The sequence below is a fragment of the Clostridium mediterraneense genome (assembly GCF_900091705.1).
GTDB classification, from domain to species: domain Bacteria; phylum Bacillota; class Clostridia; order Clostridiales; family Clostridiaceae; genus Sarcina; species Sarcina mediterraneense.
On sequence record NZ_LT594785.1, the window covers coordinates 2,054,173 to 2,078,978 of the forward strand.

General features: G+C 27.3%; 20 protein-coding genes. 2 read left to right on the forward strand and 18 right to left on the reverse strand.

Annotation, left to right across the window (positions count from 1 at the left end):
* Positions 1-62 precede the first annotated feature (62 nt).
* The 12 genes from tpiA to BN8917_RS11605 all read right to left on the reverse strand — a co-directional run bounded on the left by tpiA (position 63) and on the right by BN8917_RS11605 (position 15,047).
* The gene (gene tpiA, locus BN8917_RS11550) at positions 63-809 is read right to left on the reverse strand and encodes a triose-phosphate isomerase (protein ID WP_066874563.1); all 747 of its coding nucleotides are present in this window, start codon (positions 807-809) and stop codon (positions 63-65) included.
* 129 nt (positions 810-938) lie between these two features.
* Positions 939-2,129 carry a phosphoglycerate kinase gene (locus tag BN8917_RS11555; RefSeq protein WP_066874564.1) on the reverse strand — a complete coding sequence of 397 codons (1,191 nt, stop codon included), beginning with the start codon at positions 2,127-2,129 and terminating at the stop codon, positions 939-941.
* 139 nt (positions 2,130-2,268) lie between these two features.
* Complete coding sequence (gene gap / locus BN8917_RS11560) at positions 2,269-3,267, reverse strand: type I glyceraldehyde-3-phosphate dehydrogenase (RefSeq protein WP_066874565.1); 999 nt, start codon at positions 3,265-3,267, stop codon at positions 2,269-2,271.
* Positions 3,268-3,365: 98 nt separating this feature from the next.
* Positions 3,366-4,421 (reverse strand): sugar-binding transcriptional regulator, encoded by a 1,056-nt coding sequence (locus tag BN8917_RS11565; protein WP_187117196.1) that lies wholly within the window; start codon positions 4,419-4,421, stop codon positions 3,366-3,368.
* A gap of 189 nt (positions 4,422-4,610) precedes the next feature.
* The gene (rpoN, locus tag BN8917_RS11570; RefSeq protein WP_066874569.1) at positions 4,611-6,002 is read right to left on the reverse strand and encodes an RNA polymerase factor sigma-54; all 1,392 of its coding nucleotides are present in this window, start codon (positions 6,000-6,002) and stop codon (positions 4,611-4,613) included.
* Positions 6,003-6,223: 221 nt separating this feature from the next.
* Entirely contained in the window at positions 6,224-7,000 is a 777-nt protein-coding gene (locus tag BN8917_RS11575; protein ID WP_066874571.1) for a hypothetical protein, read from the reverse strand.
* 244 nt (positions 7,001-7,244) lie between these two features.
* Positions 7,245-7,925: a type 1 glutamine amidotransferase domain-containing protein gene (locus tag BN8917_RS11580; RefSeq protein ID WP_066874573.1), complete on the reverse strand. Its 681-nt coding sequence runs from the start codon at positions 7,923-7,925 to the stop codon at positions 7,245-7,247.
* A gap of 308 nt (positions 7,926-8,233) precedes the next feature.
* On the reverse strand, positions 8,234-11,431 hold the full coding sequence (locus tag BN8917_RS11585) for a hypothetical protein (RefSeq protein ID WP_066874574.1): 3,198 nt from the start codon (positions 11,429-11,431) through the stop codon (positions 8,234-8,236).
* 230 nt (positions 11,432-11,661) lie between these two features.
* Complete coding sequence (locus BN8917_RS11590) at positions 11,662-12,714, reverse strand: BMP family lipoprotein (RefSeq protein ID WP_066874576.1); 1,053 nt, start codon at positions 12,712-12,714, stop codon at positions 11,662-11,664.
* Between the two features lie 104 nt (positions 12,715-12,818).
* On the reverse strand, positions 12,819-13,661 hold the full coding sequence (locus BN8917_RS11595; protein ID WP_066874578.1) for a DegV family protein: 843 nt from the start codon (positions 13,659-13,661) through the stop codon (positions 12,819-12,821).
* 15 nt (positions 13,662-13,676) lie between these two features.
* On the reverse strand, positions 13,677-14,138 hold the full coding sequence (locus BN8917_RS11600; RefSeq protein WP_066874580.1) for a tRNA (cytidine(34)-2'-O)-methyltransferase: 462 nt from the start codon (positions 14,136-14,138) through the stop codon (positions 13,677-13,679).
* Positions 14,139-14,213: 75 nt separating this feature from the next.
* Positions 14,214-15,047 carry a Cof-type HAD-IIB family hydrolase gene (locus BN8917_RS11605; protein ID WP_066874582.1) on the reverse strand — a complete coding sequence of 278 codons (834 nt, stop codon included), beginning with the start codon at positions 15,045-15,047 and terminating at the stop codon, positions 14,214-14,216.
* A 566-nt stretch (positions 15,048-15,613) separates the two neighbouring features.
* Between BN8917_RS11605 and BN8917_RS11610 the strand changes: the two genes are divergently transcribed.
* A complete protein-coding gene (locus BN8917_RS11610; protein ID WP_066874584.1) occupies positions 15,614-16,327 on the forward strand; it encodes a DUF434 domain-containing protein in 714 nt (237 codons plus the stop codon).
* A 66-nt stretch (positions 16,328-16,393) separates the two neighbouring features.
* On the opposite strand, the gene BN8917_RS11615 is transcribed toward BN8917_RS11610, so the two are convergent.
* The 4 genes from BN8917_RS11615 to BN8917_RS11630 all read right to left on the reverse strand — a co-directional run bounded on the left by BN8917_RS11615 (position 16,394) and on the right by BN8917_RS11630 (position 22,255).
* On the reverse strand, positions 16,394-17,764 hold the full coding sequence (locus BN8917_RS11615) for a VanW family protein (protein ID WP_066874586.1): 1,371 nt from the start codon (positions 17,762-17,764) through the stop codon (positions 16,394-16,396).
* Between the two features lie 89 nt (positions 17,765-17,853).
* Entirely contained in the window at positions 17,854-18,798 is a 945-nt protein-coding gene (locus BN8917_RS11620) for a glycoside hydrolase family 25 protein (RefSeq protein ID WP_066874588.1), read from the reverse strand.
* Between the two features lie 99 nt (positions 18,799-18,897).
* Entirely contained in the window at positions 18,898-19,812 is a 915-nt protein-coding gene (locus BN8917_RS11625; protein ID WP_066874590.1) for a D-alanine--D-alanine ligase, read from the reverse strand.
* Positions 19,813-19,912: 100 nt separating this feature from the next.
* On the reverse strand, positions 19,913-22,255 hold the full coding sequence (locus tag BN8917_RS11630; protein WP_066874592.1) for a sensor histidine kinase: 2,343 nt from the start codon (positions 22,253-22,255) through the stop codon (positions 19,913-19,915).
* 189 nt (positions 22,256-22,444) lie between these two features.
* Between BN8917_RS11630 and BN8917_RS11635 the strand changes: the two genes are divergently transcribed.
* Positions 22,445-23,302, forward strand: a complete 858-nt coding sequence (locus tag BN8917_RS11635; protein WP_066874593.1) for a DMT family transporter — start codon at positions 22,445-22,447, stop codon at positions 23,300-23,302.
* An 85-nt stretch (positions 23,303-23,387) separates the two neighbouring features.
* On the opposite strand, the gene nth is transcribed toward BN8917_RS11635, so the two are convergent.
* Together nth and BN8917_RS11645 are read right to left on the reverse strand one after the other, a co-directional pair.
* A complete protein-coding gene (gene nth, locus BN8917_RS11640; RefSeq protein WP_066874596.1) occupies positions 23,388-24,035 on the reverse strand; it encodes an endonuclease III in 648 nt (215 codons plus the stop codon).
* Between the two features lie 47 nt (positions 24,036-24,082).
* Complete coding sequence (locus BN8917_RS11645) at positions 24,083-24,784, reverse strand: lysophospholipid acyltransferase family protein (protein WP_066874598.1); 702 nt, start codon at positions 24,782-24,784, stop codon at positions 24,083-24,085.
* Positions 24,785-24,806: the final 22 nt, after the last annotated feature.

Here is a 24,806-nt window from a genome sequence, read left to right on the forward strand (position 1 = left end):
ATAATTATTTTCATTTATTTGTTGCTATTGTTATTTGTTAATTTCTATATCTTTATTATAAATTAGAAGTTAACTATTTGTGAAAAATCTGAAGCAATAAGGCTAGCTCCACCAACTAAAGCACCATCGATATCTGACATACTCATTTGTTCTTTAATTGTTCCTGGTTTAACTGATCCGCCATATTGGATTCTTACTTTATCAGCAACTTCTTGTCCATACATTTCTGCTACCATTCCTCTAATTGCAGCTATTGTTTCATTAGCTTGTTCTGATGTAGCTGTCTTACCTGTTCCTATAGCCCATATTGGTTCATAAGCTATAACAACTTTTGAAGCTTCTTCATTTGAAAGACCAGCTAAACTTACTTTGATTTGAGCTTCGATAACTGAATTAGTTGTTCCAGCTTCTCTTTCTTCTAAACTTTCTCCATAACAAACAATTGGTGTTATATTATGAGCAAATGCTGCCGCTATCTTTTTCTTTATATCTTCATCTGTTTCATTGAAGTAAGCTCTTCTTTCACTGTGTCCTAAAACTACATAATCTATTCCCATAGCTTCTAACATTCCTGGAGCAATTTCTCCTGTGAAAGCACCTTTTTCTTCAAAGTGCATGTTTTGAGCACCTACTTTTATATTTGTTCCTGCTACTGCTTTTTTAACAGCATCTAAACATACGAATGTTGGGCATACTACTACTTCTGCCTTTGCATCCTTTACTAATCCTTTTAATTCTTCTACAACTTTAACAGCTTCATCAACTGTGTAATGCATCTTCCAGTTTCCTGCTATAATTGGAGTTCTCATCTATAATCACCTCGTAAAATTTTTCTTTTATAGAATAAGCCCTTATAAAGGGCTTATTATTTTAAAATATATTATATTTCTTTATACTTCAATCTATTTTATTTAATTCCCTTAATATTTAAACTAAAATTAGTCGTTTAATGCATCTATTCCTGGTAATACTTTACCTTCTAAGAATTCAAGTGATGCTCCACCACCTGTTGAGATATGTGTCATCTTATCTCCGAATCCTAATATATTAACAGCAGCTGCTGAATCTCCACCACCAATTATTGTTGTAGCTTCTGAATCTGCCATAGCTTTAGCAACAGCTATTGTTCCCTTATTGAAGTTATCAAATTCGAATACTCCCATTGGTCCGTTCCAAATAACTGTTTTAGCATCTTTAACTGCATTTGCATAAATTTCTTCTGTCTTAGGTCCGATATCAAGTCCCATGAATCCATCTTGAATATTTTGATCTTCTGTTATAACAGCTTCAACATCTTTGAACTCTGCAGCAACTCTATGATCTACTGGTAATAAGAACTTAACTCCCTTTGCTTCTGCTTTTGCAAGCATTTCTTTAGCATAATCAACCTTGTCTTCTTCAACAAGTGAGCTTCCTACTGTAAATCCTTGAGCCTTTAAGAATGTGTAAGCCATTCCTCCACCAATTATTAATGTATCAACTTTTTCTAATAAGTTGTTTATAACATTAATCTTATCTGAAACCTTTGCTCCACCTAATATAGCTACAAAAGGTCTAACTGGTGATTCAACTGAATCTCCTAAGAACTTAAGCTCTTTTTGAATTAAGTATCCACATACTGCTGGGCTTAAATATTCAGTAACACCTACTGTTGAACAGTGAGCTCTATGAGCTGTTCCAAAAGCATCATTAACAAACATATCTGCAAGACTTGCAAGTTCTTTTGAGAATTCTTCACCATTCTTAGTTTCTTCTTTTCTATATCTTGTGTTTTCTAATAAAACAACATCTCCATCTTTCATTTCTGCTACAGCCTTCTTAGCATTTTCCCCTACAACTGTTGCATCAGCAGCGAATACTACTTCCTTACCAAGCATTTCGCTTAATCTCTTAGCAACTGGTGCTAATGAAAATTCTGGTTTAGCTTCACCTTTTGGTTTACCCATATGTGAACAAAGAATTACTTTAGCTCCATTATCAACTAGATACTTTATTGTTGGCATAGCACCATTTAATCTATTTTCATCTGTAATAACTCCATCTTTAAGTGGAACGTTAAAATCACATCTTACTAAAACTTTTTTCCCTTTTACAACTACATCTTCTATTGTCTTCTTATTGAAGTTCATTGAATCCACCTCTTAAATAATTTTTTTAAATCACTACATACTAAAACTCTTTATGTTAAAAGTAGACCTGGCTTATAGTCTTAACTACAAAACCAGGCCTCCTCCCTTTTAATAATTAGTTAATATATTAAATTTTAGATTACTTTGAAACTACAAACTTTAATGTTCTTACTAATTGATTTGTGTATGACATTTCGTTATCGTACCAAGCAGCAACTTTAACTAATTGTTGTCCATCAACTTCCATGATCTTTGTTTGTGTTGCATCGAATAATGATCCGAATGAAATTCCGATGATATCTGATGATACTATTGGATCTTCTGTGTATCCGAATGATTCATTTGCAGCAGCCTTCATAGCAGCATTGATTTCATCAACTGTTACTTTCTTGTCTAATGTACATACTAATTCTGTTAATGATCCTGTTATAACTGGAACTCTTTGTGCGTTACCATCTAATTTACCAGCTAATTCAGGTATAACTAAACCTATAGCCTTAGCTGCTCCTGTTGAGTTAGGAACGATACTAGCAGCAGCTGCTCTAGCTCTTCTTAAATCACCTTTTCCGTGTGGAGCATCTAATGTATTTTGGTCATTTGTGTAAGCGTGGATTGTTGTCATAAATCCTTTGTTTAATCCAAAGCTATCGTTTAATACTTTAGCCATTGGAGCTAAACAGTTTGTTGTACATGAAGCACCTGAGATAATCTTATCTTCAGCTTTTACGATATCTTGGTTAACGTTGTAAACAACTGTTGGAACATCGTTTCCAGCTGGAGCTGATATAACAACTCTCTTAGCACCTGCTTCTAAGTGAGCTGAAGCCTTTTCTTTTGAAGCGAAGAATCCTGTACATTCAAGAACTACATCAACATTTAATTCTCCCCATGGTAAGTTCTTAGGATCTCTATCTGCTGTTACTTTGATTTCTTTTCCGTTAACTACGAAAGCTCCTTCTTTAACTTCGATTTCTCCATTGAATCTTCCTTGAGCTGAATCATATTTGAATAAGTGTGCTAATGTTTTAGCATCTGTTAAATCGTTTATTGCAACAACTTCAAATTCTGGGTTGTCAATCATTAATCTTAATGCTAATCTTCCTATTCTTCCAAATCCATTTATAGCTACTTTTGTCATATTAATTACCTCCTAATATTCAATATATACTAAATATATATTTTTAAAGTTCTGAGGATTATATAATATTTCCTCAAAACAAATTTAACTAATTTATTTTAATTTAATTTGTTAACACTATCTATTAATTTTTGTGCGGCACATTCATCTGTTACTAATACAGCTTTTTCATTGTTATATAAGGCTGATATTATTGCATCCACCTTATCATCTCCACCAGCTACAGCAATCTGCTCGCGAACATTTTCAAGATTTTTTATATTTATACCTGGTGCTGAACTAGTAGATAATACATTTGAATATTTATCAAAGTAACATCCAAAAGCTTCACCAACAGCTCCTTGATCTATAAGCTCTTTTTGCTTTTCTTCACTTATTCCACGTTTCAATACCATTTTATCTGCTCTACCAATTCCATAAATAAGTATGTTAGCTTTTTTTACACAATCAATAACCTCTTTTATGTCATTTTGCTTGCAAAGACTTTGAATAATTTCTTCGCTTAGATTTTCTGGTATGTGTAACATTTTATAATTACCTTTTAGCTTTTGAGCTAATGTTGCAGCTAAAGTATTGGCCTGAGTTTCAACTTTTCTTCCCATTCCACCTCTTGCTGGAACAACTAGTACCTCTTGCACATTATGTGTCTTTGGAAAGCTATCTACAAATTCTTTTATAGTACTTCCTCCAGTAATAGCTATAATATCCTTATCTTTTATAGTTTTACTCACATAAGTTGCTGCTGCTTTACCTAGATCTTGTAATATATTTTTATCTTGTCTTACACTGCCTGGAATAACTATAACCTTTTTAATATTAAGTAATTCCTTGACTTTTTGTTCTAACTTTGAAAGTCCTTTAAGTTCATGAATAAAGCCTTTCAACCCTTCTAAAACTGTAATTCCTTCACTTGTTACTGTCATCCCAGGAGTACTAATCTCTATAAGATTTTGCTCCTTTAAGAAATTAACTTCTGTTCTTACTATTCTTTCACCAAGATTTAACTTAGTTGCTAGCATCCTTCTTCCGATAGGCGCATTATAATGTATAGTACGAAGTATTGTATATCTCTTTTCAAGAGTATCAACAAGTTCTGGAACTATTTGTTTTTGCAATTTTAAAATTTTTTGCAAGATTAACACTCCTTTGGTCATTTAAAGTCCCACTTGCAACTTTTCTGTCCCACAAATTTATTATAACTCATTAATTTATTTTTTTAAAGTATTTTACTAACTTTTTTTCACTTTTTTTGTTAAAAATTTATGAACCATATATAAACAAAAAGCATACTTTTCAGTATGCTTTTATTATAATCATATTTTGTGTTTTTTATTGATAAATTATTAAAATCTTTTTCTTTTACTTGATGATTTAATACCCATCTCTTCTCTATACTTAGCTACAGTTCTTCTAGATATTTTAATATCTTTATCCTTTAAGATATCTGATATATTCTGATCTGATAAAGGTTTTTCCTTATTCTCAGCAACTATTATTTCCTCAATCATTTTTTTAATGTTGCTTACTGTTAAATCTTCTTCATCAGAAGAACTATAGCTCGCCCCCTGTGAAACTCCACTAGCAAAAAGATCCTTTATCTTAACTGTTCCAAAATCAGTTAAGATATATTTATCCCTTATTGCTCTTGATACTGTTGATTCATGCATTTCTATTGCTTCTGCTACTTGCTTTAATGTCATTGGTTTTAAAGCCTTAGTTCCTTTTTCAAAAAATCCTTTTTGGAATTCAAGAACTTTTTCAAGTACCTTGTATAAAGTTGATTTTCTTTGCTCTATACTTTTTATAAGGAACATTGCTTTTCCCATTTTATCTTTTATATAATCTTTTGCATCATTATCATTTTCAGTAAGAATTTCTTTATACATAGGATTTATTGATAATCTAGGAATAACTTTATCTTCCATAATAATAAAATATTCACCATCAATTCTTCTTATTTCAGCATCTGGTATAACAAACTTAACTTCTTCTCCTGTATAAAAACCTCTTGAAGGTTTAGGTTCTAATTTTTTTATCATATCACCATAAGCCTGAGCTTCTTTTATTGTTATCTTTAATTTCTTAGCAATTTCTTGATACTTATTATTTCCTATATCCTCTAAATGATTAGTTACTAAAGCTTCTGTAACTTCATTTAATTCTCTTTTCTTTCTAAGTTGTATAAGAAGACATTCTGTTAAACTTCTTGCCCCTATTCCTAGAGGTTCTAATCCTTGTACTATTTTTAAAGCTATATCAACCTCATCGATATCTTCAAATAATTCATCTGCTATTTCTTCTATTGTTATATCTAAATAACCCTTTTCATTGAGGCTTTCTATTACATATTCAGTTATAGCTCTTTCTTTATCTGTAAGATTTAATTCTATAAGTTGATCTTTCAAATATTCTGTTAAGGACTTTTGATTACTTATAAAATTAAACGGAGAAACTTTCTCCTCATTATTATATTCTCCATAACTTTGAGAACCATAATTATCAAATTCTAAATATTTTATAAGCTCTTTATAATCTATTCTATCTTGTTGCCTACTTTCACCAGGATCCATATCATTAAAACTTGCTTCAAGTACTGGATTTTCAGCATATTCTTTTTCTATATATTCCCTCAAGTCACAAGTAGACATTTGCAAAAGTTTTATTGATTGCTGCATTTGTTGTGTCATTACAAGCTTTTGCTCTTGTGACATATTTAAGCTAAAATTCATTTCCATATTTATACACCCATTTATAATTTATTTTCCCTACATGCATTTTATATAAATAAAATACATATTTAAATTATCTAACAAAAATATTTTTTTTACAAGACTTGAAAAAAATACATCCAGTATTTATTACTCTATGATATTGACTATTTTATAAATTTATTTTTTATAGTAAAAAGGTTGTCTATTAGAAAAATTTCTTGTAAACAACCTTATATTTATAAATATTAATTATTAATTTTAACCTCTCCAATTATCTTCATGTCTTCTTTTATCTTTCTTCTGATAGTAGAAAACATTTCTTCTTCCATAATCGCTATTACACTACTACTTGGAATTACATAATCATATAAATTCATGCTTAAGTTATCTTTCTTTAAAATCTTTATTCCATTTATCTCTTCTAAAGATTTAATTTCATTATCTATACCTTTTGAACCTATGGTAATTACATCTTTAGAATAATCTAAAATTACTTTTAATGATTCCATTGAAAGTAGATTATTAGAGTCATTACTTATAATATTTATGTCTTCTTTATTTTCTAATGGTTTTCCAATAACTACAACGATATCTTTATCTAATATATCCCAAAGTCTTTCATGCTCTCCTTCTTCACCAATTATGGTAATTGCACAAGCTGTATCTACACCGTCTTTAATGCTCTCATTCATAGTTCCAGTTAAATTATCATCATCTAATCTTTCATTAATATAAGTGTTATTAAACTCTTCTATAGCTTTTTGTATCCCACCTTTTATTTTTTTACCTCTCCCATCTTTTTTTGTATAAAGATTATTAATAATAATATTAGGAATAGCTCTAAAGCATAGAGTTTTAAATAAACAAACCCTAGTTGTAAGATAGCCTATGATATGAGAATCTACTTCTGAAATATCATTATTTTTATTAACCTCATTTGTAAAGCTGTCGCATGCTATACTTAATAATTTTTCTTCTGAAATCTCCATTAAAATTAAATCTCTAAATTTAGATATCAACATAGTTAATTCCCCTCTCTTTAGTCCCAGCCATAATAGTTTTAGAATAAAATCCTATTCCCCCATAATAGGATTTTATAAATAATTTATATATAAAATTTTACCCTTAATTAATCTTATAATTTGTATTTAAAACTTATGACACTTACTACTTATTTCTTAGGAATTATTATATATTTAACCTGTTAAAATTTTGCTATATAAAAAAGGTACTAGTTTACTAGTACCTTTAGTTTATTTATTAAAATTATTTTATTAATTCTAATACTTGTTTTGCTACAGCAGCTCCTGAAGCTGGGTTTTGTCCTGTAACTACACGTTGATCTGTTATAGCAAATGGAGCCCAATCTTCAGCCTTTTCATATTTTGCTCCCCTCTTAACAAGTTCATCTTCTGTTAGATAAGGAACTAATTTATCTAATTGCACAGCTCTTTCCTCACTATTTGAGAATCCTGTTACCTTCTTACCATCTATTAGATAACTTCCATCTTCAGTCTTTATATTTAATAATCCCGCAGCTCCATGACAAACAGATGCTACTACCCCATTATTATTGTAGATATCTATAGCTAATTTAGCTAACTTTTCATCATTTGGGAAGTCCCAAACAACACCATGACCACCTGTATAGTATATTGCAGCATAATCTTCAGCCTTCACTTCATCAACTGATAATGTATTTCCTAACTTATTCATAAAGTTCTTATCAGTATAGAACTTCCAGTCAACTTCTGTCATAAAGTCATTTTCTAAACTATGTGGATCAATTGGAGTATATCCTCCTTTAGGACTTACATAATCTATTTCATATCCTTCTTTTTCTATTTCATTTACAAAATGAACAGCTTCTCCTAACCATAAGCCTGTTGGTCTTGCATAATTATCATATTTAGATACATTTGTTACTACTACTAAAATCTTTTTCATTTCATTTTCTCCTTTGTTTAAATTAATATTATTCAATCTATATCTTTTTAAAATTTCATATTTTTATTCTTAGTTATAAGCACTTTTCCTGCTCACAAGAATTATTATAAATCCATATAAAATAGATAACAATTACGCACTTTTTATTTATTAACTTACAAAAAGTAAAGTATTTTAAAAATTATATTCAACTAATCATTTATAAACAAGCATATAATCTAGCTTTATAAAGATTTATATAAAAAAATAAGGATATAAAATAAAATTTATTTTATATCCTTATTAAAGCACTTTTATATAAGATTTATCTATTTAATAGAATCTACATTATAAATAATAATAGTTTTATTTTTTGTTTCTAAATTCTCTTGTATTTCATATTTAATCTCTTCTTGTGGAGTAATATTTCCATTTAAACTTATATTAATCAGCTTATATTCATCTGGAATAGCTATAGGCTTAACTCTTAATCCTACTTCTCCATTATAAATAGCTTCTTCTAAAATATTTCCATTTAAATCTACTATTCTAATTATTACTTCACCATCTATTTCACTAGATAAGTTATTATCCTCTTTAACTACCTTATCTTCTATATCTTTATCATCTTCAAAATTAATTACCTGATCTTGCATATTTTCATCTTCTTGATATACTGGTAGCATATTTCTATAAATATCAGTAAATTCATTATTTTTAGCTACAATATAACTTATATGTACATCAGTTGATAAAATTTTTGTAGGTACCTTATAAACTACTTGATCTTTATAAGCTTTTGAAACTTCATCATCATTAAACAATACTTTAACTAAATAATAGCCTTCAGGTATTTTAGGTTCTTCTATATTAATTCTTGTACCACTAATACCTTCTGCTATAATTTCACTTTCTACTAATATTTCTCCACTTACAACATAAATACTTGCTATAATTCTATTAATTGCATTTGGAATTATATTATATATTATTGTTTGATTCTCTTCTTTAAATGTATCAGGTATTTTATCAGGTCCTACTAAATAATGTCCTATTGGAATTTTTATATTATCAGGTATAAATTCATCTCCTGAATTTCCGAAGTATGTCTTCCTACTTATATTTTTACCATTTATAATTTTCATTATAATTTTAGAAAGATTTTTTTTAATATTATATATTATTATTTCATCACTATTAGCAAACTTATATGGAACCCCTGTTAGAACCTGTCCATTTCTATTTGTTATATTTACTACATGATACCCGTCTGGAATCTTAGGAGGTTTTAGCCCTGTAAGTTCACCTTTTTCTCCAGATGAACTAATTATATGAAGAACAGTATTAGTTTGCTTGTCTACAATCACTACCTTAGTTGTATAAACACTAACCTTATTTTCATCACATTCAATATCTTTATTTAAGTTAACAGCTTTAGATTTTTTTTCTACTAAAGAAGGGTTATAAGTTATATAAAGAAAATCTCCAAAGTACTCCTCTTTATACATTTCTAAAAATATCTTATTATAATTTCTAATAATTTTATCTATATTTAATGATTTTTTTATCTCCTTAATACAGGGAATACATATTCTGATATTATCACTAATTATAACTGTACCATAATTTTCAAAGTTATTTACATCATTATAAAAAATATTTTTATTATCAGTTGCATAGTCGCATAGCTTTATATTTTTTCTATTATCAAATACAGGTATTTTTTTATACCCAGTATTCATCATATCTATTTTAACAGTAAAATTAAATGAAATATCATCTTCTTCATCTTCTAAAAATATATTTTCAGTATCTAATATCAATATTCCACTCTCTGATAAATCTATAACTGTTTGTTTATTTACTGGTATTATTTCATCAATGTCTACTAATGAACCATTATTTATATAAAGTCTTACACTGCCTTTTATATCTCCACTTATATATATTGATATCTTTCCTTTTGAAAGTACTTGTAAGCCTAATGGTTCATATTGCTTTAAAATATAATCACTTTCTTCTATCTTAGTAGTTACTTCTTTAGATACACTAGCTTTCTTTTGTATATTAAATATAATTTCACTATCTTTACCTGTCTTATCTAAATAGTACTCAGCTGATAGTGTATTAGTCTTATTATTATCTAAAATGGCTGGTAAATTATTATCTATAGTAACTGGCAAATTTTTATTTGAATTATTTTTAATACTACTTCTATAAGAATAAACTTTACCTACTTTTAATTTACTATTATCTAAACTAATTTTATTATTAGCAGCTCCTTCAACCTTAGATAATACAACTTCTTTCAATCCATCTTTAGTTATTTCACAAAGTAAATCTGGATTATCTAAGCCATTAAATTTAACTTTACTTTGTGCATTCCCCATTTCCATATTAAGTCCATAAGATTGAATTCTTATGTAATCTCCATAATTAAAACTAAGACCATTTAAATTTTTATGTACTTCTATATTTGTATCTTTTCCGTTATATTTAAAACTCTTAATCATATCTCCATTTTTATTATATAAAGTTATAATATACGCTAAAGCATCAGCTTTTTTACTAAATTCTCTAAAACCAGGATTACTTATTTCTATTTTATTATTAGAATAATTAAAAATAATTTCTGATACTAAATAAGTAATTCCCCAACTACCAAGTATTGAAATAGTATTAGCCTTGTTTAAATATGTACTATTAGAATTATCAGAGAGACTTGTTTTTACCTTATTATTTACTACTGCATTTCCTTTATTAAAGACAATAATATTAGCATTTTCATTTAGCTTATCAGTTTTTGATAACTCTAAACTATATAAACCTTTAGAATCAGACATCATTATATAGTTTTTATCATTTACCCATATATTCACTAAAGAATTAGGTTCTGCTTTTCCTGATATATATATTTTATTATCACTAATTTCAATAGGATTTACATTTAATTTATTATCTTGCTTAATTAATCCATTTTCAGTTATCTCATAACTAATATTTACACTTGGTCCCTTCCCATATCTAGGATAGTTCTTTTTTAAATCTATGCCTTGCGTCCATACATTTAAGTTATTAGATTTTATATTAATTAAATCACCATAATTAAAGCTCAATCCATTAAAATCCTTAACTATCTCATAGGCACTATCAATATTTTTATAAGTCTCAGTCTTTATGATATTACCACTTCTATTATATAAACTAATAACATAAGAATTATCAGCTTTATCTGAAGAAATATTTTTATCAGATTCTGATATAACTTCTAATTTCTTAGTAAATTTATTAAATCTAATATTTGCCGCTCTAAAAAGATATCCATTAGAATTCCCGAATAAATCAATCTGTTCAAACTCTAATTTATTACTTTTGCTTAGACTATTATCCATTTCTTCTAAATGACTATCTATTAATCTATTACTATCAGATTTATTATTTCTATCAAATAAAACTGGTATTGGTCGAATACTAGTACTAGCTAAACCAGCTGCAGCTATAATGGATAATATCTTCTTTGAACTCATCTTTTGTTATCTCCTTTAATTTTATTACTAACATTAAAATTATAATAAAATATTAACATTTTGTAACATAATAGTTATTATTAAAATATTAATAATTACTTTCAAATAAATATCATAAGCTAAAATATTTCCTATATTAATATTAAATGTTTATCTTTTCCTGATACTTATTAAATATATCTTATTCTAAAGTTTCTAGAATCTCTTATTTTAATCAAATACTATAAACCCTATATTTTGCTCCCTCTTAGCTCATCCATATTAGTAGGAACATATATTTTCTTTGATTCTATCAATGATTTATAATAATCTACCTTATCCATAACTTCCTTTGAAACATATTTTTTAGTTGAAGGAGCTACTTCTATCCCTTTTTCTTTTAAACCAAGAGAAGAGAGATTTTTAGGCCCTGGTACAAAATCACTATCTTTAATTTGCTTTCCAGCTTCAAATACTGCAACATCAACTTTTTTAAGCATAGATGATATTATTGTACCCTCATATTGCTTTTCACTTTCTGCTTGATCAATATCTACGCCTATTGCATATTTACCATTTTCCTTAGCAGCTCTAAAGATACCATCTCCTGCACCACCTGTAGAATGAAAGATTACATCTACCCCTTGCTTATAAATTTTATTTGCAGTTTCATACCCAATATCATCATTGCTATAATTATTAGTAAAATCTATATATTTTCCATCAATAAGTTCTGTTGCAAGTTCCTTATTTATTTGTTTAATACCAGCTATATAACCTGCTACAAATTCTTCTGAATTTTTTTCTATTCCTCCTATATATCCAACCTTTCCTGTTTTAGTAACACTTGCAGCAATAACCCCCATAAGAAAAGCCCCCTCTTCATCCCTGAATGTAACCGATCTAACATTAGGAAGCTGTGAAATTCCATCAATTATACAAAAATCTTTATCTTGCTTAGTTTTAGCAACATAATCTAAACTTTGTAAAAGCCCATGCCCAGCAACTATTGTTAAAGTATTTTTTCTTTGTGTCTCTTCAATATTTTTTCTAAAATCATCTTTAGTTTGAGATTTAATAAGAGAAGTTTTTATCCCAAGTTCTTCATTTACCCTATTTAATCCTTCTATAGCTAACTTATTAAAATAATTATTTTCCAATTTGTTATCATCTAAAACTAATCCTACACTAAGGTTATATTCATTTTCTTTTTTTTCAATTAACTTACAAGCACAAAAACTAATGCAAGAAATTACAACAAAAAAAATTAAAATATAATTTTTTACAGCCTTAAAATATTTCATAAAATCACCCCTATAACTCTATTCATTTAAAGTTATTATTTCCTAATATTTATTTTTATACACACAAAAAAGACTGTCTCATCTCTGAAACAGTCTAATAAATATTATATTGAATAATCTTCTACATAGAATAATCCACCAGCATTTTTACCTGAATGTATTGCAACAGCGCAACCTGTTGTTGTTTCTATATAATCTATATTATTTTCTTCTAAGTATTCTCTTAAAGCATCAGCAACTTCTAACTCATAATTAATAAGAATTACTGGTTCGCCTTCTTTACGCTTTACAGCTTCAAAATCTTTTATGATTTCTTTAACAGCCTTTTTGCTACCTCTAACCTTAGTAGCAACATTCATTTCTCCATCATCCATATTTAATATAAGTTTAATTCCAAGAGCACTAACTATAATAGCTTTACCTTTTGAAAGTCTTCCACCTCTTACAAGATTGTCAAGACTTACAAACATTAAACCACTCTTTATTTTGTGAGTATAAACTAATAATTCTTTTTCTATTTCTTGAAGTGAATTACCAGCCTCAACCATTCTAGCTGCTTTTAAAACTACCATTCCAAGTGCTGATGTTATTGTATATCCATCTATAACAACTAAATCTTCATCATTAAATTCATTTTTAGCAATTAATGCTGATTGATATGTTCCACTCATCTTAGATGACATATGTATAGCAAGAACTTTATACCCTTCATCTATATATTTTCTATAGCACTCTTCAAATCTTATAGGAGTTATTTGAGCTGTAGTTGGAAGAGTATTTTCTCTTTCAATTCTTTCTATCATCTCATCTCTTGTTATTTCTACTCCTTCTAAGTAACTTTCTTCTCCAAAGTTAATTAAAACTGGCATAACTTCTATATCATACTTTTCTATATATTCCTTTGGTAAATCACAAGTACTGTCTGTGATTATTTTTATTTTATCCATTAACCATTTCCCCCACTACTTCATATTTGGAAAACCTATTTGTCTTAAAGCTTCATAAGCAACTATTGCAACTGTATTTGATAAGTTAAGACTTCTGTCTGTTGTCTCTATCATAGGAATTCTTATACCCATTAATTGATTATGTATATATTCTGGTACTCCTGCTGATTCTTTTCCAAACATGATAAAATCGCCTTTTTCAAATTTCGCTTCACTATGAGTATCTTGAGCATGAGTTGATGATAAGAATATTCTTTGATCACCATATTTTTCCATAAAATCTTCAAAACTTTCGTGTACTTCTAAATCTAATTTATTCCAATAATCAAGTCCTGATCTCTTTACTTGCTTTTCATCTAGACTAAAGCCAAGAGGCTTTATTAAATGTAATTTTGAATTTGTTAAAACACAAGTTCTACCTATATTTCCTGTATTCTGTGGTATTTCTGGTTGATATAAAACTATATTAAGATTCACACCCATTACCTCCTGAGTAAAAATGTCCATATTTTATAATATTATTTAAACTAAAAAAAATCAAGGTTTTTTACATTATTTGTTAAAAATAAACTTTTCTACAACTTTAGCTACTCCATCATTATCATTAGTGTCAGTTATATAATCTGCAACTGCTTTAACTTCCTCTGTACCATTCTTCATAGCTACTCCAAGGCCTGCATATTTAATCATAGAAATATCATTTCCATTATCTCCTATACATATTATCTCTTCTTGTTTAATTCCATGATGCTCAGCTAATATTTTTACAGCTCTTCCCTTAGAAACTCCTTTACTATTTATCTCTAAACAATTCTTCCCTGAATATGTAATTTCAAAACTTTCATCTTTTTTAAGTTCATTTTCTATTCGTTTTAATTTACTATTCTTTTCAACAAAGATGCACTTTCCAAAAACTTCTTTACCACTTTTAAATAAAGAACTCCATTCTACATCTTCTTTTAAGTAAACACTTTTTATCTTATATTTCTCTTGTACATTTCTATTAAAGAATAAATCATTTAATAATTTTCTAAATTTAGAATTTAAATATATCTTCCCTAATGAATGAAAATTAGGAACTGCTTTAAATTTTTTTGCAACTTCTATTAATTTTTTACATTGTTCTTTTTCTAAGGCTTCTTTAAAGATAAGAACCTCTTCATCCTCATCAAGAACCAAAGCTCCATTATTAGCAATAACTGCTGATTTTACACCTATTTCATTTGAGAAATGTAGAGCACTCCTTGAATTTCTTCCTGTACATATGATGATATGAACTCCTGATTCATAAGCTTTCTTTAATGCAACTTTATTACCTTGTGAAAGCTTCTTCTTTGAATTTAACAAGGTTCCATCCATATCTATACATATCATCTTATAGTCCATAAATCTTCTCACCCATTTCTAAAATTATGTTTATATATAATATAAACCATGATTTAACTATTTATTCTATTATATCAAATACCATATAATAAAAGTATTAATTGCTAGTAAATAAATATCTATATTAAGTTTATACTTAACTCTTTCTTTTTTATAGTATATCTTTTTTATACTTAAGATTATATATTATAATAGATTTATTTTTTCTATATATACATACTACTTTCTAATTATCTATAATATCAAAGATATTAAAATAATCTCATGAAAAAAAGAGCCTTATATCTAGCCCTTTATTAAAGTCTCTAATTTACTTACTAATCAATATTAAAGATTAAATAAATATTATTAAATCTAACTTACTAAGAAATTATTATACCATAATTTATTTTCTATTTACCGTGAATTTTAAAATTACTTATGTTATTATTTTAATATTGATTAAGAATAAGAAAATTTTTGAAAAGTATACGAAAACTCATATTAAAAATATATATAATTTAAAAATAATTTATATATATTTTTAATACCCTAATAGACATAATACTTAAGGAAGTGATTCTATAATGACCAAAATTTCAAAAAGGGGTTATGATGAAAAAGATAAAATATATTTTTCTCCAAATGAACTTTTAAGATTACATAAAGCTCATGAAGAAATTAAATGGCTTTTAGATAGAGACTATAGAATAGACTCTGTAATAACTTTTGTTTGTAATAAATATCAATTTTCATTAAGACAAAGAGATGCATTAAAACGTTCTACTTCTAGTAGCAAAAATGAAAAAACAAGAAAATTTAAAGAAATTAGTACTAATGAATTAAATAACTGCACCTTGAATATAGATGGCTTCAATTTAATTATAGGCTTAGAAGTTGCCCTATCAGGAGGAACTTTAATCTTAGGTAATGATAACTATATAAGAGATTTAGCAGGACTTCGAGGAACTTATAGATTAATAGATAAAACTGAGTTAGCTATTGATTATATATATAAATTCTTCAAAGAAAGAAATCTTAAACAAGTTAATTTCTACATAGATTCACCAGTATCAAACTCTGGAAGACTTAAAATGAAAATACTTGAGTATGCTGAAAAATATTCTATACCTACTGAAGTTAATCTAGTAGATAATGCAGATGTTTGTTTAGAAAAATTAGACTATGTAGTTAGTGGAGATGCAGCTATTTTAGACAAATGTATAAGCCATGTTAATGTCGTTAAAGATATAATTGCTGAATATATAAAAGACTATAAAGTAGTAGACTTTACTAAATAAATTATTTATATATAAATATAATAAAAACAGTGGTAAATCCCCTTAAATTACCACTGTTTTAAAATTTTATCCTATCCCATATCTAACTATACCTTGTGCACTTCCATAAACATCTTTTGATAATAAAGCTCTATCTACTTCTTTACCATCTTTATAAGCTACTAGATACCCATTAACTCTTGAGCCAGCACAAGCTCTTTTTTCTATTTTCTGAGTTCCTTTAGGCATACTTGGATCTTCTATTCTTCTTATTCCCGGATTTATAGATTCTGTTTGTACACTAACTAGAGAATATTTATTTCCCTTAAGTTGTTCTTTATTACCATAAACATTAAATGTTACACTTCCACCATTTAAATATCCTTGAATATAAACTGGAACATTATATATATTTTTAAATTTATAATCAAGATAATCCCAAGCAACTGTAGCATCTTGTCCTGGAGATGCATAGCTAACAGGCATACTATGATTATGTCTTTCTGTTGGAGGTATTCCTGATCTTGTCACAGCTTGATAAAGAGTTGTCGATATTTGACAAACTCCTCCACCAATACTTGGAACAACTTGATTTCCTACAAAAGCTGCTCCTTCTCTAAAGCCTCTTTCTGTTGTTCTTTCTCCAACAACCTCATTATAACTAAAAGTTTCACCTGGCATAACTATAGTTCCGTTGATAAAATCAGTTGCAAGTCTTAAATTCGTAACTCTTTGAGTATCACCTGCATTAAAATTTGTTGTTGAGCTACCTATTTTATAATCAATCTTTGAAAGCATTTTTCCAGTTATAGCTGGAGTTGCTTTTTCTATTGGAATATTAACTTTCATTTCCATCTTGTCAATATCCCCACTTATACTCTTAGCAACTATTTCATCCATTTTCTTTTTATTTATCTTTTCACCATCTGTACCTTCTACAACTTTTATATCATTTCCACTTAAATCGAGAGTTGCATCTTTAGCAGGTTTATTAACTCTTCTTTCTAATTCCTTTTTAGAATTTTCAACTACTTTTTCATCATAGCCAAATAAAACTTCTATATCACTATCTAAACCTTTTTTTATATAACCACTTTGGGTAAAAACACCTTCATCTTTTCCGTAAGCTAATGCTTTATCCAAAGCTTCTTCTACCTTATATTCAGGTTTTATCTTACTATATTCAATAACTACTTCTTCACCTTCTGATTCTAAAGTTAGTTTTTTATCCTTAACCTTATCAACCACATTAATATTTATTAATTTTCTAGCCTCTTCCTTAGTTTTACCACCTACTTCAACACCGTTTATACTTATTTTAGGATATATCCTGTCTTTCCAAGAGTCTATAGCCTTATTTACAGAGTAAAAATATATTCCAAATGATGCTACTATAATTAGAATAATTCCTAAAATTATATAAATAGCTCTCTTTTCACTAGTCTTATTATTAACCATTTTCTCCTCCCCCAAAATTTTGCTATAAATATATATAAATAACTACACTTAAATTTATTCAATTATAAATTTAATATGCTATTTATATATTAATTTTCTATTATCCTTGTTGATCTTTGTCTTGAAACATCTCCATACTTATCAAATGCTTCTATTCCAACAATAATATCTCTACCTTTTGGTAAGTAGAATTTACTCTTATCTATAACAAAACTTGTTTGTTTTTCAGTTGTAGTTCCTGCATAATAAGAATTTACAAATAAATTATATCCCCATAAATCAGTCGCATTTACAGGAGCCCAATTTGCATAAATTTTATCTTGGCTCATACTAACTCTAAGGCCTTGAACATTTGGAGGTGGCATTAGTTCATCTAAACTATCTGGTCCCCAATTTAAATCAACTGGGTTATCAACTCCTGATATTTGTCCTCTTGATGTAAATTGCCATAACATCCATCTATCCCATCCACCTATATCTGGAGGTGTTACTGGATTACCTTGCATATGATACAGAGCTATCCAAAGAGGTATTTTACTTAAAGGATATCCTTTTCCTTGTACAAAAAGTCCATTAAACCCTCTTAAGTAAAAATAACCAAAATAAAGCATCATTCTTCTTCTAGTCTTTTGATGGAATCTATCTACAAATCTTTGTATCCAAGCAACTAAAGTTTCATTACTCATAGTCCCTTCAGCTGGTCTTTCAATATCTAAGACTGGGAATAAATCTCCACAATCTCCCTCACCAAAAGCCTGATACAATGTTTCTATAAATTTATCACATTGTTCATCTGCTGTTTCTAAATTAGAGTAAGGCATCGCAAAATGGTATGCACCACAAGGTTTCCCTATTCCTCTACATTGTCTTGCAAACTCCATAAATTTTTTATCAACCCTAAAACTTCCTGATGCTGATCCAGATGCTCTTAAGTATATAAAATCGACACTTTTATCTAATAATGTAAAATTAACATTTTGACTGAACTCATTTAAATCAGGTCCAATCGTACTTCTAGGATTATTTCCTTGCATTTAATCTCACCTTAAAAATTATTATCCTATTAATAATTTATAATAATAAAATGAAAAAGTTCCTTTAAAGATATAAATCTTTAAAGGAACTTATAAATATTATCTATTTACTTTTAATGAATTTTCTATTATTAAATCTAAAAGTTCACTATATGATATTCCAAGACTATCTGCACTTCTTGGGAATAAACTTGTCTTTGTCATTCCTGGAAGAGTATTAACTTCTAATATATAAGGGACCTTATTACTTATAATCATATCTATTCTTGCATATACATCACATTTTAATACTCTATAAGTATCAAGAGCCATTTGTTCTACTTCTTTATCTAGACCTTCTTCTAATTTTATAACAAATTCATCAGCAGCTGATTCACCACTTGAATATTTTGATTCTATATCAAAGAATTCACCTTTTGGCTTAATAGCAACAACAGGGAATAATTTATTTTCCATAACAGGACATGTTATTTCATCACCTTTAATATATTGTTCTATCATAACTTCTTTATCATATTTTAAAGCTTCTCTTACAGCTTCTTCGATTCCAGCTTCTTCTTTTATTAAGTTTGTAGCAACAGATGATCCACCACTATTAGGCTTTACGAAAACAGGATATCCCATTTCTCTTATAGCATCATAATCTATTCCTTCAACTGATGAAGTCATAATCCAATTAGCTGTTCTAATATTTGCCCATTTTAAAATTCTCTTAGTCATATCTTTATCCATACATAATCCACTACTTAGAGGATTACATCCTGAATAAGGTATTCCTAATGTTTGAAGAACTGATTGAACTGTTCCATCTTCTCCAAATTGTCCATGTAATGCAAGTAATGCAAAATCTATATTTGCTTCTTTAACTTTATTTATTACATCTTCTTTTTCATTTAAAACAATTTCTACTACTTCATATTTACTTCTATTTATATTTTCAAGAATTGACTTTCCACTATTCAGTGATATTTCTCTTTCTGTTGAGATACCACCCATAATAACTCCAACTTTCATAACTTTCCTCCATATAAAAAAAATAAAGGACTTAAATTTTAAGTCCTTATTATTATATCACTATAAACTTTTAATATAAACAACTAGTTCCCCCTATATGTTAAATAATATCCGAAAATTCAACTGATATATTTTTAAGAGTATCTGAATTTACTTCTTTTCTATTTAAATGTGATAATATATTTTCTTTATTATTGCTGTTTGGAAGTTTCACAATAAACTCAGTTCCCTTAGTTAATTCTTTATTTATAGATATCATCCCATCATGCATATCAACTAAAGCTTTTACAAGAGATAGACCTATTCCACTTCCATTCTTTTTAGAATCAATATTTCTATCATTTTGAACAAATCTCTCAAATATTTTTTCATGTAAATCTGCAGGTATACCACAACCTGTATCTCTAACTCTAATTTCTACCCACTCATCATTAAAATCTAAATTAACAAATATATCACCTTTTTCCGGTGTAAACTTAATTGCATTAGAAAGTAAATTAAGCATTATTCTTTCTATCTTTTCAGGATCACAACTTATAAACCTTTCTTCTAACTGTGTATCAAATACTAAATTTATATCTTTAGTATTAACATAAGGTAAAATAAACCCAGTTATATCTTCAACTAAAGAAACTATATCATACATATCTTTTTCTATACTTATAAAACCTGAATCTATCTTACTTATATCTATTAAATTATTTACTAATTTGAGCATTACAAGAGTATTTTTTCTCATTGTTTCACTATATCTACTATATGCACGTGTAAAATCAGAAGATGATAAATTTCTTTTTTGTTTATCAAGTAATTGAAGAGTAGAATACATTATATGTATAGGAGTTCTTAATTCATGAGATAAATTAGTAAAGTATTCTTTTCTCATAACATCTGACTCTTGTATTTTTTTCATTTTACTATTTAATTTTTTGATTTTATCTTTTTGTTCATAATCTATAAATATTATTAAATAACCCATAATTTTGTCATTTTTATTTTTTATATCCTCAATTTTAATACTTAACATTCTATTTTTTCCATTTGCATCTTTAAACTTAATTACTTTCTCTTTTCTCTGTTCAAAATATTGCTTATCTATAAAATCTGTTATATCAGATCCAATTGTTTTTTTATCTCTATATCCTAAAAAACTTTCAAAATACTTATTAATATAACTTATCTTATATGATTCATCAGTAACTATTACACCTTCTTCTATGTTATCACCAAGAGCACTTAATTTATTTTTACTTATTTCTATAAGATTTTCCTTCTTTATATTCTCAGTAACATCTTTACAAGTATAAATATTTATATCACAATCTTCTCCTTTATGGGTTCTAAGCTTTTTTATACTTTGATACGTTACTTCATATTTTCTTCCATCACTACTTTTAACAATTAAAGCCATATCCTGTTTATTAAAATGTAAAAAATTAAATATTCCTTCATTTGTATACTCATTACTTATCTGATTTTTAATTTTTTTAAATAATTCTTTGGTATTTTTATTTATCTGAATATCTTTTTTGGCCTTTTTATTCATATAAATAACTTTAGAACCACTAGTAATAAAAATATCATCATGAGTATTTTCATCAACCATTTTAAAAAATATATTTAGTTCTTCTTGCATATCTTTTAATCTTAATATAATTCTTATACTTTGAACAAACATCCCCATAAATATTGACAATAAAGCTAAAAATGTAAATATTTCAATACCTAACTCATTATAATAAGTATCTATCCCCATAAATAAGGCAGAGGTTTTGTACATACACATTATACAAATAAATACTAAGCTTACTGAAATAATCATCCAAATTGGTTCATTTTCTTTTAACGACCTTGCTGCAGTAAAAATAATTGCTATAATAGTAATAATAATTTCTAAAATAAATACCTGTTTGATTATATTAATTCCAATTTTACTATAGTAAAAATTGTTCATATCAAAATATAAAAATGTTAAAGTTATTAAAGAAAATATACCCAATTTAATAATTGTATTTTTATTAAAACCAAACTTAATAAACTGCATGATTTTTTCATTGTCTTGCATAACTACAATAACTATTAAAATAATTTTCAAACAATTTGTCCAAAAAAATGTTTCATTAAAAATTCTAATATCACTTTTCATATTATATATTAATATTTTTAAAGTTAACTCTACGGCTAAACTAAAATAATATAATATAACCATTTGTAAATTTCTAATTTTTGATAGATAATTATAAAATATAGTTGCAAAAACTGCTATAATAGCTAAGATAGCATTAAATGAAATAATAATAAATAAACTATTTTTATCAAAATATTGTGTCAAAATAGGATTTGTTGAAAATTTATAAGTTAATATGACTAAAAGTAATAGATTTAAAATAATTATAATATTATGTAGCGAACTTAATTTTTTGATATAAATATTATTAATCACAACTTTACCTCCCATCTTTTATTTTTAGTTATATTATAACTAGTTTTATCATATTTTTCTATATTTTTCTATTTTTATCTATACATTTCCATTGACAAAATACTACAAATTTCACTTAAATAGTACTAAAATTTGTCTAGATAAATACAAATATCTATATGTATAAATAATTTTTAAGGAGGTTTTTTTATGAATAATAAAACTAAAGCTATTATTTTAATAATATTATCTGCATTTTCATTTGCATTAATGTCAACTTTTGTCAAACTTTCTGGTAATTTACCATCATTTGAAAAGAGCTTTTTCAGAAATTTAGTTAGCTGTATTGTAGCTTTTTATTTAATAAAGAAAAATTCTTCACCATTCTTTGGAAAGAAAGAAAATTTAAAATTATTAATTTTAAGATCGGCTCTTGGAACTGTAGGAATATGGGCTAGTTTTTATGCTATTGATAATCTTATATTATCTAATGCAAATATATTAAATCAGCTAAGTCCATTCTTTGTTATTATTTTCTCTTATATATTTTTAAAAGAAAAAATAAAGCCGGTTCATATCATTTCTTTATGTATTGCTTTTTTAGGAATGCTATTTATAATTAAGCCAAGCTTTACTATGACAGAAACTTTATTTGCATCACTTATAGGATTATCTTCAGCAGTATTTGCTGGAGGGGCTTATGCTTGTGTTAGAGCACTTGGTAGTAGAGAAAAATCATATACTATAGTATTTTTCTTCTCGCTTTTCTCAATAGTAACTACAATTCCATTTTTACTATTTGATTTTAAGATACCAAGTATTACTCAAGTTATACTGCTACTTTTAGCTGGAGTATTTGCATCAATAGCTCAATTTGCTCTAACTCTTTCATATAGATATGCTCCTGCAAAGGAAATATCTATATATACTTATACTCAAGTTATATTTACAGCTATAATAGGAATTATAATTTGGAAGGAAGTACCTGATACCTTATCATTCATAGGATATATAGTTATCATTATTGCTTCTCTTAATATTTTCTTATATAACAAAAGACAAGCTTAATATAAAAAGGAACTATTTAAAATAAAATAGTTCCTTTTTATATTTATAATTCAATATATTATTAAATTCTAAGATAGCTTATACCCTACTTTTTCTTTATAAGTTTTAAAGTTTCTTTATTATAATCACAATCTTTATTTATAGGACAATTGGGGCAGTCTGGTTTTCTTGCATAACATCTTCTTCTACCATGGAAAATAATTAAATGATGAGCAAGAGTCCACTCTTTTTTAGGTAACTCTTCCTGAAGCTGCTTTTCTGTATCAAGTACATTATCAGCTTTTGCAAGTCCAATTCTGTTTGAAACTCTAAAAACATGAGTATCTACTGCTATAGCTGGAACACCAAAAGCATTTGATAAAACTACATTTGCAGTTTTTCTTCCAGCACCTGCAAGTGAAGTTATACCTTCCATAGTTGGTGGAACTTCTCCATCAAAATTTTCTATTATTTGTTTACACATCATAAGTAAATTCTTTGCCTTATTTCTATATAATCCTATAGTTTTAAGTCTTTCTTCTAGCTCTTCCTGAGAAATCTTTGACATGGAATAAACATCCGGATAATCTTTAAAAAATGTTTTTGTTATCTCATTAACCTTAACATCTGTAGTTTGAGCTGAAAGTGCTGTTGCTACTAAAAGTTGAAAAGGTGTTTCATAATTTAATTCACACTTTGCATCTGGATATTCTTTTTTAAGAGCTTCCAAAACTCTTTTTGTTCTTGCTCTCATAATTTTCTCCTTATCTTTAATAATAAATTACTTTTTCATTAGCTAAATTATTTATAAACTCCCCTATAACTATCTGGAAGAAGTTTTGCTATACTCTTCATATAAACTTCTAACACTCTGTCATCATATTCATGTCTATCTTCATCTTTCTCTTTTGCAGGAACTTCAACAGGATCACCAAATATTACAGTAACTTTTGAATGATGGAAAGTTTCTTGTCCCATGTTACCTTCCTTATTTATAGGCATAAGCTTTTCTGTTCCAGTCATACCAATTGGAATAACCGTTGCTTTTGTAAGTCTTGCAATAAGATTAATTCCCTTTTTAGCTTCTATCATTGCTCCAGTTCTACTTCTTGTTCCTTCTGGGAAGATAACAATATTATTTCCTTCTTTAGAAGCTGTTATTATATTTTTAAGAGCATCTTTATCTGCTGAATTTGGTTTTATATTTATAGTTTTCACAAGTCTCATCCCTATATTAGTAAGAGGATCTCCACTTAATTTTACTCCTGCTATAAAATAAGGATCATATTTTTCTTTTAAAATTCTATTTAAAATTAATGCATCTGAATTACTAAGATGATTTCCTATAAATATTATTGGTCCTTTAACTTTTGCTACATTCTCAAAACCATTAACTTCTAAATCAGCATATCTATTTAAAACACCATTTACTAAACTTCTTCCTATAGGTTGAAAAATAAAATCTGGTAATCCAACTATAAATTTTGCTAACCACGGTTGCATATTTTTAATCTCCCTTTCTATT